The sequence below is a fragment of the Mesorhizobium sp. M7A.F.Ca.CA.004.04.2.1 genome (genome assembly GCF_004022825.1).
In the GTDB taxonomy this organism is placed as follows: domain Bacteria; phylum Pseudomonadota; class Alphaproteobacteria; order Rhizobiales; family Rhizobiaceae; genus Mesorhizobium.
Genome location: NZ_RZPH01000050.1, coordinates 1 through 12,794 on the forward strand (window position 1 = coordinate 1; position 12,794 = coordinate 12,794).

The window sequence follows — 12,794 nt, forward strand, 5'->3', positions numbered from 1 at the left end:
TTTCTGCTTCTGCGTCGGCTTGGTCTGCTCAACAGCCTGTCTGGCCTTATCCTGGTCAACGGGATAGCCAACCTGCCGGTGGCCTTTTGGCTGTTGTCAGGCTTCCTGCGACGGGTGCCCGTGGAAATCGACGAAGCGGCAAAGATCGACGGTGCTGGGTATTTCACGATCATCTTTCGCCTCGTCGGCCCAGTCATGGCGCCAGGCCTCGTGGCAACGGGTTTGATTTGTGGCATCCTCGCCTATGATGAGTTCCTGCTCGCCTCCGCCTTCAGCAATGACGAAGGCAGCCGAACGCTGCCGGTGGCGATAGCTCTTTTCCAGGGCGAGCGATTGATAAATTTCGGCCAGATGGCGGTAGCGTCTCTCACCGGCATTATACCGGTCTATCTGATCGGGCTGTTCGCGCAGCGGTGGCTGATCGGCGGGCTGACGGCGGGCAGCGTCAAGTAAACCAGAATCCAGGTTGGAAAAAGCGTCGACGATTTTGCTTCCTGCGTTTTTCGCTGGCCTCCCGGGGCGGTATCAGCCGGTGCGCTTTGCTGACTTCGCCCTGATCTCATCGAGGATTGGCACGATATACTCCCGGAACTTCGCCGGGTTCTCGGCCATGGGGAAGTGGCCCATGTCGCGCATATGCACCCATTTCGAGCCGGGTATCATCGACGCAAGCTGACGCCCTTCCTCGACCGTCGCCGACCAGTCGTAATCGGCATTCAGCAAATAGAGGTCGATCTTCGCCGTGTCGATATACTTGGCCGTATCCGTGAGATCATGCTCCTCGACATAATAGTGCAGGTCGCCCGGGAAGACCGACGGCGCCCCCTGGCTGTACATCCAGATCGTCTCGCGGCGGTAAACCTCCGGGCTGCTCGGCGAACACTGTGTGTGTTGCAAGGCGGCGCGTGTGTCGTTGGATGTCGTTGGGTGCCAGTACCAGTCTGTCAGCGTGCCAGGCTCGGGGCTCTTGATAAGAGGCTCAAGCGCGATCGCGGCGCGAAAATGCTCGGGATGGTAAAGCGCCAGATCGGTCGCCAGCAGCCCACCCATCGAGCAGCCCATGAAGACGGGTCTGTCGAGCTCGAGCGCCTTTGACAACTCGAGCACGTAGCGCAGGAACCAGTCCATCTTGAGCTTGTAGCCAGTCTCCCAATAGCGGTGGGTGAGGGGAGGCAGCGACTTGCCATGGTAGGGCAAGTCCCACGCGATGAAACGGAAATACCGGGTGAGTTCCTCATCCTCGAGAAGGTGCCGCCATTGGCGCGCATCGGTGCCTGCCGTGTGCTGCAGCAGCACCGGGATGCCGGTGCCAGCCTGTTCGAGGTATATACGGTACTCGGTGTCATCCAGGGTCAGATACAGATAGCCGCATTCCATCTTTGCAAACTTTGCCATCATCCGTCCCTCAAGCCTTCACGCCGTTGATCTCCTGGCGCATCACGGCGAGGATTCGCTGCAAGGCGCTGTAATATGCGTAGAGCGACGACAGATCGCCGCCGAGCCGCATGCCGCGATGGATCGCCGCCGGGAAGAAGTCGTTGCAGAAGCGCGCCGGCGCCGGCTTCAGGATGTCGCGCCAGGTTTCCCGCGGCCCGCCGACATAGATGGTCGACGACTTGTAGCCGTCGCTTCCTTGCTGGAAGTCCACGACGCGGCCATCCCGGATCTCCATGAAATACTCGTCCGCCTCGTTGCTGTAGAAGCGGATGCGGGCGTTCCAGAAGCGGGCGGCAATCGCAAACTCCGGGTCCTTATTGACGCCATCGCGGACGGCTTTGACGGGAATGACCAACTGGTCCTTGTCGCTCACTGACGATACTCCTCCATGCTTCCGTTAGGGTGCGCGATGGGAAAAAATCCACCGTGATCCCAACTCGCCAAGAGGCCGAAATCAACCGATCTCAAGAGTCCGGCTGAAGAAATCAATATTCTGATGCCCGTCGAACGCTGAACCGCTCGATTGTGGTTGCGGGAACGGGACGAACATGGAAATCCTGATGTAGGTCGACCAGCAGTTTCGAGTGTCGGCTTCGGAAATGAGGAATGACCGACCACCAGCCGCTCGACGCATTGCAGCAACAGATCAGCAAGCGCAGTCTCGCCGACGACAGCGGCGACTGGTCTTTGAAATCACGGACGACGGCTGAGTATCAGATTGCTGAAGTGCTGCGCGAAAAGATCATCGTCGGTGTCCTCGCGCGTGGACAGAAGCTGAAGCAGGCCGAGATCGCCAAGATGCTCGGCGTCTCGATCACGCCGGTGCGCGAGGCGCTGCGGCTGCTGGAAGCCCAGGGCTATGTGGCGGTGAGTGCCCATCGCGGCGCGATCGTCGCACCCTTCCTGATCGAAGGTGCCGAGGAACTCTACCAGTTACGACAGTTGCTTGAAACGCGCCTGACCGCGGAAGCTGCGCGGCGCATGTCGCCGAACGATCTGTACGTTCTCAAAGCCATCAACCACGATCTTCTCATGGCCGCCAGGGCTGGCGACCGCGCCGCCTGCCAGGAGAAGAATTTTCGCTTCCACTTCCGGCTATACGAACTGGCAGGCCAGGCGCAGACGCTCGATTTCGTGCGCATACTCTGGGCCAAATATCCGCTCGACTTGCTGAGCCAGATGCCGGGCAGGCAGTCGCGCGTTTTCGATGAACACGTGACGCTTCTGGCCGCTCTGGAGCGGGGCGATGTTGAGGGCGCTACGGGTGCGATGGAAGTGCACATCAATACAGGCTGGTCGGAGTTCCTGGCAAACTACAAGATGCCCGTCTTGCCCTGAGGAAGTCGCCTCACCTAGTGACAGTCGCAACTGCGGAGCGCGCCCATGGACATCGTCTGGGGCGATGGCCGCATAGCCAACGACGACTTCGGCTGAATTGTCAGTGTCTCCTATAACCATCGCAGGGGTTCTGTTCCAAACAGGCCAGCAGGGAGGGTCTTTAACGTTTGCTATGAGCGACCCTCATGGCGAGGGTTAGATTCGTCCTTCCGGCGGTTTGCGAACCTCATGATAAAAAGGGGAGGAGAGCATGCTTACCTGGAAGAACAGAGCCGTACGGTTCGCCCGCGTGATCACCGTGGCGGCCTGCACGGCAGCATTTTCGTTGGTCGGGCTGGCGGCTAGTCACGCGGCCGATCCGACGGCCGAGGAGCAGGCAGCCGCGCTGGCCGCCGTGCCGAAGGAGGCGCAGAAATACTACGGCGGCTACTGGTATGCGACCAATATAGTCGCCGATCCGTTCGCTAACTGGAAGCCCCATGCGCCGCCATGGAAGATTTGCCACAATGATTCCTATCTTGGGAATTCGTGGCGCGCCAACCTTGTGGCGGAGCTGAAGGCGCTGACCAAGCAATTGGCCGATCAAGGCCTCGCTGAACCCGAACTCAACGTCACGAACTCTAACGGCGACATCAACCTCGAGCTCACGCAGCTGAAGGCGCAGATCGCGCAGGGCTGTGACCTGATCATGAGCTATCCGGGGTCTGCGACCGGCCTTTGCGCGGGCATCAAGGAGGCTTTCGACAAGGGCATCCTTTTCGTAACCATCGACTCGACGGTCACCTGCCCGGAAGCGCTGAACGTAGCGACCAATCCCTACTATCGCGGTCAGTACGAAGGTGAGTGGATCGCCAAGCAATTGGGCGGCAAAGGTACCGCCCTCATCATGAACGGACAGCCCGGGACCGCGAACACGGTCGCTCAGGAGACAGGTTTCCGGAAGGCCGTCGAGGCGTTTCCCGACATTAAGGTCGCCGGCAGCCTGTTTGGCATGTGGACCGGGTCGGTGGCCAAAACCGAGGTGCTGAAGTTCCTGGCGACGCATCCTGAGCCTGTGCACGCTGTGTTCTCGACAGGCAATATGGGCGTTGGCGTGGGCCAAGCGTTCGAGCAGTCGGGCCGTGCGCTTCCGATCATCACCGAAGTCACCAACCTTTGCAGCCTGCTTGCTTACTGGAAGGAAAAGAACCTCACCGCCAACACCTTTGTCCAGGATGGCGGTCCGATGGCCTATTCCGCCTTCATTCCTGCACTGCACATGATGGCCGGGCAAAAACCGAAGGTGAACACCATCTTCATGCCGCTGCCCAGCATCACGGCGGAGAACTTCAATGACTACTACGACGCTTCCATGACCGTGCAAAGCACCTGCTTCGCCAACGGCAAGGACCTGCACCTCGTGCCGGACTCGTATTTCGAGCAGTTCTTCACCGGCGGCGAGCCGAGAGCCAAGGTTGAGATCGTCTCGACCAACGCCCAGCCGCAGTGAAATGCACCACGATGGGTGCTCGCGTTCAGCGCGGGCACCCATAAGGGAGTTGCGCATCGTGCGCGGCATTGCTTTTCAAAGGATCACACCCGTCGGGTATGAATGGTAGTCGCACTTTGACCGACTTGTCCCTCAAGACCATCCAACGAGTGGCCGGGCCTTTGGCCCCGTTTCTCCTCGCCTTCATCCTTTTCTTTGTCATAAACGTCTTCATTCCCGGCTATGCCAGCGTCATAAGCCTGCTGTCGCTTCTGCTGCTTTCCAGTCTGCTTGGCATCGCCTCGATCGGCCAGACCCTGACGATCGTCATCGGCGGCTTCGACCTTTCGATCCCGGCTGTGATCGGCTTGTCTAACGTGCTGTTCGCGCTGCTTTACGGCGCCGGCTATTCCGCTTTTGCTGCGGCCGTGTTCATTCTAGCGCTGGCGACGCTGATCGGTCTGGCAAACGGCTTTGCATCCCGATACCTGCAGCTCAACCCGCTCGTGGTGACGCTGGCGAGCGGCTCGATCATCCTTGGCGCCATCTGGGCAGGGACGCATGGCGAGGTTTCGGGCTTGGTGCCTGATTGGCTCGTCAACATGGTTTCGGTTATCGGCAAGACCGGTCCCATCCCGCTGCCCGGCTCCGTGGTGATCTGGCTGCTCATCGCCGGCGGCATCCTATTCCTCGAGCGCAAGACCAAGCTCGGCCGCTGGATGTTCGCCGCAGGGGCAAATCCTCGCGCCGCCGAATTGGCCGGCGTGCCGATGCTGCTCGTCTGGATGAGTGTCTACGCGCTCAGTGCCTTCCTGGCAGCGACGACGGGCATTCTACTTGCAGGCTTCAGCGGAGCGGCCGATCCGACCGTCGGCGCAGCCTACCTCTTCACCACTGTCGCAGCAGTCGTCGTCGGCGGCACGCCGCTGACCGGCGGGCGCGGCGGCTATGGGCGCACAATTGCCGGCTGTCTTGTCGTAACAGAACTTAGCACCCTCCTTGTCGGTCTCGGGCTCGACCAGGCGGCACAGCAGATATTCCTCGGTTTCCTGATCGTCGGGCTCGTGGCGCTCTATGGCCGCGAACCGCATCTGAGTATGCGCATATGAAGAGCGCGGTCCATCAGCGCGCGATAGAACCGCCCGCCGACCGCAAGGGCATGCCGCTGCTTCTGTCCGCGGATGGGCTTCGCCGGACATTTGGCGAAACGATCGCGCTTGATTCCTGCTCGCTGTCGATCCGCGAGGGCGAAATCCATGCCGTTGTCGGAGAGAATGGTTCGGGCAAGAGCACGCTGATCAAGATACTCAGCGGCATCGTCCGCGCAGAAGCGGGCACACTGGATTGGCTCGGCCGGCAAGCCAGTTTCGCGAATCCGCGTGCCGCGCAGGACGCCGGCATTGCTACGGTGTTCCAGGAGACGCTGGTCCTTCCAGACATGTCAATTCGTGACAATGTCATGTTGGGCCTGGACGGCATGATCCGTCGCAAGATGACCCCCTTGCGCGAGCGCGAAGCCGTGCGGAAAGCACTGGCGGCTGTCGGTATCGGCAATCTTGATATCGAGCGGCTGGCCGGCACGGTATCGCTCGCCAACCGCCAGATGATCGGCGTCGCACGGTCTCTTATGCGGCCCTGGCGCCTGCTTATCCTCGATGAATCGACCTCCGCGATCGATATCGAAGACCGCGATCGTCTCTTCGAAGTGCTACGAAGTTTCCGTGGCGAAGGGCGATCGATCCTATTTGTCTCGCATCGCATGGACGAGATTCACGCCCTTGCCGATTGCACGACGGTACTTCGATCTGGCCGGAGCGTCGCATCGCTGGAGCGCGGCGCAGTATCGAGCGAAATCCTGCTCGACCTGATGTCGACGCGCGAAGGTGCGCGGGCGGCGGAAGGCGAAGGCTGCGGCGAGACTATTCCCGCCAATGCCGAGGTGATCGTCGGCGTGCGAGGCCTGTCGGTTCTCGAAGGCAAGCCGACACTGGATCTCGACCTTCGTCGCGGCGAGATCATTGGCGTGGGGGGGCTGGAGGGGCACGGCCAGGTCGCCCTGCTGGAGTGCATCGCTGGTCTGCGTCGCGCGCCCACGGGGACAGTGCACGTCGGGACCATGACCATACGGTCGCAACGCGACGCGGCGCGCGCGAAGATCGCGTTCCTGCCGCGCGACCGCAAATCCGAGGGTATCTTCGCCCCGCTGTCGGTGCTCGACAACGTGACCGTATCGGCGCTCGGCTCATTCGCCCGTTGGGGTGTGCTGGGCACAAGGAAGCGGATAGAGGTCGCCGGCGAGGTCACTCGGCGGACCAGGGTCAAGATGGCTGGGCTCGACACGCCGATATCGGCGCTGAGTGGCGGCAACCAGCAGAAGGCGCTACTCGGGCGTCTGATCGCCACCCAACCGCGTGTGTTGGTGTTGAACGATCCGATGCGTGGTGTGGATCTGGGTGCCAAGCGCGACCTCTACGAGGTGCTCAATAATCTCGCTTTGAGCGGCGTTTCCATCCTGATGCTGTCGACCGAACTGGTGGAACTGTGCCTGCTTTGCCACCGGGTGGTTGTGTTTCACGATCACGCCGTCAGCGCGATCGTCGAGCGCGGCGACCTTAGTGAACGCGCATTGATCGATGCGATGTTCTCGCAACGCCGACTGGAGACCTCGACATGAAGTGGCTCGGCGACCGCAGCTACGCATGGCCCGTGCTCATTGCGGTGGTCATTTTTACTGCTCTCAACGCCTTCGCCAGCCCCGCTTTTACCGATGTGACGAACTGGAACGGCATGCTCATCGGCGTGGCGCCGTTCATCATCACCGCCATGGCCCAGACCGCGCCCGTGCTTTCAGGAGAGGGCGGGATCGACCTTTCGGTCGGGCCGCTTGCGGGGCTCGTCAATGCCATGGTGACGTCGATCCTCGTGCCGAATGGGTGGGCCGATCCGGTGACAATCATCGGCGCTTCGCTGGGCGTCGGCATCTTGTCCGGCCTGTTGAACGGCTTCCTCATCGCAGTCGTGCGCGTCCAGCCGATAATCGCAACCTTGGGCACGTTCCTCGCCTTCCAGGGCATTACGCTAGAGATGCTGCCCATGGCCGGCGGTCTGGCGCCGCAATGGCTGCTCGGTCTTGCAGACAGCTATGGCGGACTTTCGGGGATGCTCGTCCTGCTCATCGTGCTTGGCCTTGTCTGGCTGGCGTTCGAGCGGACAGGCTACCGCCGCAACCTGCTCGCCGTTGGAGGGGATGCGCGCGCTGCCTACGCATCGGGCGTCAATGTGGCGGGCGTGCGCATCATCGCCTACGTCATTGGCGGCGTGCTGGCGGCGATCGCTGGGCTGGTGTTTACCGCTGCCCTCGGTTCGGGTGATCCACGCGTCGGCGTTCCGTACACGTTGACCTCCATCGCTGCCGTCGCGCTGGGCGGCATCGCCTTGACCGGCGGGCGAGGGGGCATGCTGGGTGCAGCCGCGGCCGGCACGCTGCTCTTCCTGATCCAGACCCTGTTCACGCTGGCGCAGGTTTCGATCTTCTACATCCAGATCATGTACGGCCTGATCCTTCTGGTTGCGCTGACCTTGAACGCAGCCGGCGAGCGCGCGCGGCGCGGCCGTATGACAAAGCAGCTCGGCTGAGCCGCGTTGCCTCCGCGGCCAAGCAAGTCGTCGCGGCAAGCTTCGCGCATCGCGATGGTTGGATGCTCAACCACGACTTAGCGCCCAAAGCCGTTTGACCTAGACCAATTCATGTCGGTCTTATCGGCCGGTTCTTTTGGGAGGAGATCATGAACATGCTACCAGCTTCGCTGGCACGGCGCGGCGTGGCCGCAGTTGCGTTTTTGGGTGTCTGCGTCTTGGCTTCGCTAAGCGCGGCCGGTGCCGCCAGCGCCCAGGACAAGCCGCGCATCGTCATGCTGGGCGGCCCGCTATGGGATCCCTTTTTCGGCGCGATGAAGAAGGGCGGCGACGACGCTGCTCGTGACCTCAATGTCGACTACCAGTGGATCACCGGCACCGATCCCAACAATTTCGTCGCCGACTACGCCAAGCTGGTGAAGCAGGCCGCGAGCCAGAAGCCGGCCGCCATGGTCATAGGCAACTACTTCCCGGACACGCTCGACCCCATCATCAAGGAGATCACGGCCAGCGGCATCCCGGTCATCATTCAGCATGATGGTGGCGCTTCCTGGCGGGATATCGGCGCGATTTCATACGTAGGCTTCAGCGCCCGTGACCTCGGTCGCTCGGTTGGTGAGAGGGAGATCAAGGCCGGTGCAAAATTCGGCCTTTGCGTCAATCACGTTCCCGGCAACACCACGCTGGACCTGGATTGCCTCGGCTATAACGATGCCTTCAAGGCGGCCGGAGGCGACTCCAAGGTCCTGACCATCCAGTTCTCCGATGCCAGCAACCCCACTTTTGTCAGCAGCGCCATCCGTGGTGCGCTGCAAAGCGATCAGAGGATCGATGCGATCTGGACCATTGGCGCCGTGCAGGGCGTTGCTTCCGTGGAGGCCGTCAAGCAGAGCGGAAGAAAGATCGTCAATGCTTCGCTCGGCCTGTCGCTCGGCTCGCTCGAAGCCTTGAAGAACGGCGACCTGCTCTTCATCGCCGACCTGCAGCCATATCTCGACGGCTACTACGCCTTGCTCGCGGCATACCAGTATGTGCAATACAAGATGCTGCCAATGGGTCAGATATCAACCGGTCCGCTGATGATCACCAAGGACAATGTTGACGAGGTGCTGAAAGTCAACGTGACCTATCCCGGCGTCAGAGGGGCGTCCTGATTACGCGCCAGCTCCCTGCGATCGTGGCGCGCCCGAGATCCCGCCTTCACTGTCCCTCGGATCTTCTCAACCAATCCCAGCACTTGCCGGATGACGCTCATGACATTGGAAACCCAGGCGCTGCGTGACGCATCGGCCGCCACCTCCCGGCCAATGCGGAGCTGGTCTCCGTCCAGTCTAGTGCGCAGACCCGAGTTCGGTGCCTTCGTAGCCACCGTTTTCGTCTATGCTTTCTTCGCGGCGACGGCCTATCGGTACGGCTTCGTAACCTTCGACGGCACCGCCGGATGGCTCAACACCGCAGCCGAGCTCGGCATCATCGCCATACCGGTCGGCATTCTCATGGTTGCGGGCGAGTTCGACCTGTCGGTCGGCGCGGTGGTAGGCGCGGCGTCGATCACGGTTGCGATCGGCACGACATTGTTTGACTTTTCCGTGTGGCTCATGATCTCAGCCGCCCTTGCACTTGGCCTGGCTGTCGGCGTCCTGAACGGTCTCCTTGTCGTGCGCACCGGGTTGCCGTCCTTCATCGTGACGCTTGCCAGCAGTTTCAGCATAGGCGGCCTGTCACTTGGCCTGGCGCGGCTGCTCAGCAACACCACCTCGGTCTCGGTGAAGTCGACACCGCTTTCAGATGCTGTCTTCGCATCGAACTGGGGCCAGGCAAACATCTCGATCCTGTGGTGGTTCGCCATCACGATCTTTGGCGGTTGGGTACTGGCGAGGACCGCGTTCGGCAACTGGATATTCGCGACCGGTGGAAACCCTGTCGCGGCGCGCGGCGCCGGAGTACCGACAGGTTTTGTCAAGATCGTGCTGTTCATGATGACCGGTCTTGGCGCGAGCCTTGTCGGTGTCATCCAGGCGATCGGATATCATTCCGGCAACGCGACTGCCGGCCTCGGCTATGTCTTTCAGGCACCGATCGTCGCCGTAATCGGCGGCGTCCTGCTCGGCGGCGGCTACGGCTCCGCGTTCGGGGTGTTTCTCGGCACCGTCATTTTCGGCGTCATCAATATCGGCATCTTCTACACCGGATGGAGCACCGACTGGGTCCAGCTCTTTCTCGGCGTTCTGCTGATGGCGGCCGTGATCACCAATCACTACTTCCGGCGCCTCGCCATGAGCGCTGGCTAGCCGACAGCGCGAGGTTCTGCATGGCTTCTGAAAACCGCCCCCTCATCGAACTGCAAGGCGTCTCCAAGCGCTTTGCCGGCGTCCAGGCGCTTACTGACGTGTCTCTTAGCGTTCCAGCCGGGCAGGTGGTTTGCCTTCTAGGTGACAACGGTGCCGGCAAGTCGACATTAATTAAGATCCTGTCGGGCTTTCACGGTCCTAGTGAAGGCAAGATCCTACTTGATGGCGTGGAAACGCAATTCACCGATCCGCGCGATGCCCGAGCGCGCGGTATCGCCACAGTGCATCAGGATATCGGCACCATTCCGCTGATGAGCGTGGGCAGGAACTTTTTTCTTGGCGCCGAGCCCAAGAAAGGTGTCTGGCCGTTCCAGCGGCTAGACATCGAGAAGGCGAACCGCGTCTCCGTGGAGCAGATAAGGCGCTTCGGGATCACGCGTGTGCGCGACGGCAACCAATTGGTGGGATCGCTATCGGGGGGTGAGCGACAGGTGCTTGCAATCGGGCGAGCTATGTATTTTGGCGCCCGCGTCCTGATTCTGGACGAGCCGACATCGGCACTTGGTGTCAAGGAGGCCGCTACCGTGCTGCGCTTCATACAGGCGGCGCGTGCCGAGGGTGTCGGCATTGTCTTCATAACGCACAATGCACATCATGCCACGCTCGTGGGCGACCTGTTCACCGTCCTGATCCAGGGTCGTGTTGCGGCCAGTTTCAAGCGCGGTGAAAAGAGCAGCACGGAACTGCTGTCGCTGATGGCAGGAGGCGAGCAGATGGAGGACATAGCGGGCGAGCTCGCCGTTCTGGCGCCGACAGTTACGACAACGCCCCTGGGAGAGACGCAATAGTGACCACACGCGATGTGCATTCGATCGACGCCTTGCTTCGCAGGGCGGCGCAGCGCGGTGACGTGCCCGGCGTCGTTGCCATCGCGGTCGACAAAACGACCCGGCTGTATGAGGGCGCCTTCGGCCTGCGTAACCTTACCAGGCGCGCACCGATGACGCTGGACACAGTCTTCTGGTACGCATCGATGACCAAGGCCCTGGTGGCGACGGCGGCGATGCAATTGGTGGAGCAGGGGCGGGTCGCTCTGGACGAACCGATCGGAAGCGTCCTGCCGTCGCTTGCCTCACCAGAGGTTCTCGATGGTTTCGACGCGAACGGCACGCCAATGGTGCGGCCGGCCAAGCGGCCGATCACACTCCGGCATCTGCTGACGCACACATCCGGCTATGGCTACGACATTTGGAATAAGGCGGTCGAGCGCTATATGCGCGAGAACCACATACCGCTGCTAGTCGACTGCAAGTTGAGTTCGCTCGCTCAGCCTCTGGTGGCCGATCCGGGCGAGAAATGGGAATATGGCATCAGCATCGACTGGGCCGGGCAGGTCGTCGAAGCTGTCAGCGGCCTATCGCTCGAGGACTATCTGCGCGAGCACCTGTTCGCGCCCCTTGGGATGCACGACACGGCGTTTCTGATAAAACCGGCGTGGCGCGAGCGCTTGGCGGACGTGCATCGCCGCCAAGCAGACGGCTCGCTTATTCCGATCGAGCATGAGATCTCCCAGCAGCCCGAATTCTTCATGGGCGGCGGCGGCATCTACGGAACCGCTGGCGACTACGCGTCGTATATCCAGATGCTCTTGAATGACGGGCGAGCCAAGGATGGCACTGTCGTGCTCAAGCCGGATACCGTCGAACTCATGGGCCAGAATAGCATCGGCGACATCAAGGCAGGCGTGCTCACCTCGGTGTTGAAGGATCTCGCCAACGATACTGATTTTTTCCCTGGCATGCCGCAGAAATGGGGATTGAGTTTTCTGCTCAATACGAGTGATTCGCCCAATGGGCGTAGCGCCGGCAGCATGACCTGGGCTGGCCTTGCCAATACCTATTTCTGGGTGGATCGCTACAGAAGCATAGGCGGCGTGATCATGACGCAGATACTGCCTTTCGGGGATCCGATCACTCTGAAACTCTATGAAGGCTTCGAGCGCGGTCTCTACTTTGGACCGAGCAAACCTTCGTAGCGACGATCGCCCCCATCTCTCATCGCCGAACGCGATGGTTGCTTGGCAATTTACGATTTCCGTTCCTTCGGACCATGTCCTAAGAGACCTAATGGCGGTCGTTCCGGTTCGCCATCTCGGCCGTTTTGGAGGATGGCGGTCGTGCTCCCAGGCTTCGCCGAGCGCTTGCGTTGACGGCCCGCTGAAGATTGGGCGCTTCTCCGCTCCGCTTGCACCCTCCCGAAGAACCTTGGGAATGTGACGTGACAGCAGCCAAACCACACTGCCAGCCGTCGGGTGCCTATCACATCGCCATCGGCGACATGACGGTGACTGCGGTCAATGACGGTACCTTTCAGGCCACTTTCGATATGATCGCGGGTATCGATCAGGAGGATTGCATCCGCATCGAAACAGCGGCGTTCCGTCCGGTTCCGCCAAAAATGACGATGAATGCCTTTCTGCTCCGGACCGGCGATCATGTGGCGCTTGTCGACACGGGCTGTGGAACGCGTTCGGGACCGACGTTGGGCATGGTCTGCCGGAACTTGGCGGCAATCGGCATTGTTCCCGCTGACATCGACACCATCCTGATCACGCACATGCATCC

13 protein-coding genes are annotated in these 12,794 nt (G+C 61.1%); 11 read left to right on the plus strand and 2 right to left on the minus strand.

Annotation, left to right across the window (positions count from 1 at the left end):
- On the plus strand, positions 1-453 hold a 453-nt coding region (locus tag EN893_RS04235; protein ID WP_164900713.1), incomplete at its 5' end, for an ABC transporter permease subunit.
- A 72-nt stretch (positions 454-525) separates the two neighbouring features.
- On the opposite strand, the gene EN893_RS04240 is transcribed toward EN893_RS04235, so the two are convergent.
- Positions 526-1,398, minus strand: coding sequence for an alpha/beta hydrolase (locus EN893_RS04240; RefSeq protein WP_127267385.1), 873 nt, complete (start codon positions 1,396-1,398; stop codon positions 526-528).
- A gap of 7 nt (positions 1,399-1,405) precedes the next feature.
- Positions 1,406-1,810, minus strand: coding sequence for a hypothetical protein (locus EN893_RS04245; protein ID WP_024504908.1), 405 nt, complete (start codon positions 1,808-1,810; stop codon positions 1,406-1,408).
- Between the two features lie 233 nt (positions 1,811-2,043).
- Between EN893_RS04245 and EN893_RS04250 the strand changes: the two genes are divergently transcribed.
- The 10 genes from EN893_RS04250 to EN893_RS04295 form a co-directional block, all read left to right on the plus strand.
- The gene (locus EN893_RS04250; RefSeq protein WP_050580511.1) at positions 2,044-2,775 is read left to right on the plus strand and encodes a GntR family transcriptional regulator; all 732 of its coding nucleotides are present in this window, start codon (positions 2,044-2,046) and stop codon (positions 2,773-2,775) included.
- Between the two features lie 250 nt (positions 2,776-3,025).
- The gene (locus EN893_RS04255) at positions 3,026-4,264 is read left to right on the plus strand and encodes a substrate-binding domain-containing protein (protein WP_024504910.1); all 1,239 of its coding nucleotides are present in this window, start codon (positions 3,026-3,028) and stop codon (positions 4,262-4,264) included.
- A gap of 161 nt (positions 4,265-4,425) precedes the next feature.
- On the plus strand, positions 4,426-5,352 hold the full coding sequence (locus EN893_RS04260; RefSeq protein ID WP_164748758.1) for an ABC transporter permease: 927 nt from the start codon (positions 4,426-4,428) through the stop codon (positions 5,350-5,352).
- Positions 5,349-6,917: a sugar ABC transporter ATP-binding protein gene (locus tag EN893_RS04265; protein ID WP_127269689.1), complete on the plus strand. Its 1,569-nt coding sequence runs from the start codon at positions 5,349-5,351 to the stop codon at positions 6,915-6,917. The genes EN893_RS04260 and EN893_RS04265 overlap by 4 nt, the downstream gene beginning before the upstream one ends.
- Positions 6,914-7,879 carry an ABC transporter permease gene (locus EN893_RS04270; RefSeq protein WP_127269691.1) on the plus strand — a complete coding sequence of 322 codons (966 nt, stop codon included), beginning with the start codon at positions 6,914-6,916 and terminating at the stop codon, positions 7,877-7,879. The genes EN893_RS04265 and EN893_RS04270 overlap by 4 nt, the downstream gene beginning before the upstream one ends.
- Before the next feature lie 149 nt (positions 7,880-8,028).
- Positions 8,029-9,033: a substrate-binding domain-containing protein gene (locus EN893_RS04275; RefSeq protein ID WP_127267178.1), complete on the plus strand. Its 1,005-nt coding sequence runs from the start codon at positions 8,029-8,031 to the stop codon at positions 9,031-9,033.
- Positions 9,034-9,132: 99 nt separating this feature from the next.
- The gene (locus EN893_RS04280; RefSeq protein WP_236382680.1) at positions 9,133-10,170 is read left to right on the plus strand and encodes an ABC transporter permease; all 1,038 of its coding nucleotides are present in this window, start codon (positions 9,133-9,135) and stop codon (positions 10,168-10,170) included.
- Positions 10,171-10,190: 20 nt separating this feature from the next.
- Positions 10,191-11,018: an ATP-binding cassette domain-containing protein gene (locus tag EN893_RS04285; protein ID WP_024504916.1), complete on the plus strand. Its 828-nt coding sequence runs from the start codon at positions 10,191-10,193 to the stop codon at positions 11,016-11,018.
- A gap of 14 nt (positions 11,019-11,032) precedes the next feature.
- On the plus strand, positions 11,033-12,205 hold the full coding sequence (locus tag EN893_RS04290; RefSeq protein ID WP_127267176.1) for a serine hydrolase domain-containing protein: 1,173 nt from the start codon (positions 11,033-11,035) through the stop codon (positions 12,203-12,205).
- Between the two features lie 242 nt (positions 12,206-12,447).
- Positions 12,448-12,794 (plus strand): MBL fold metallo-hydrolase (locus EN893_RS04295; protein WP_128361416.1); only part of this gene is annotated, 347 nt, incomplete at its 3' end.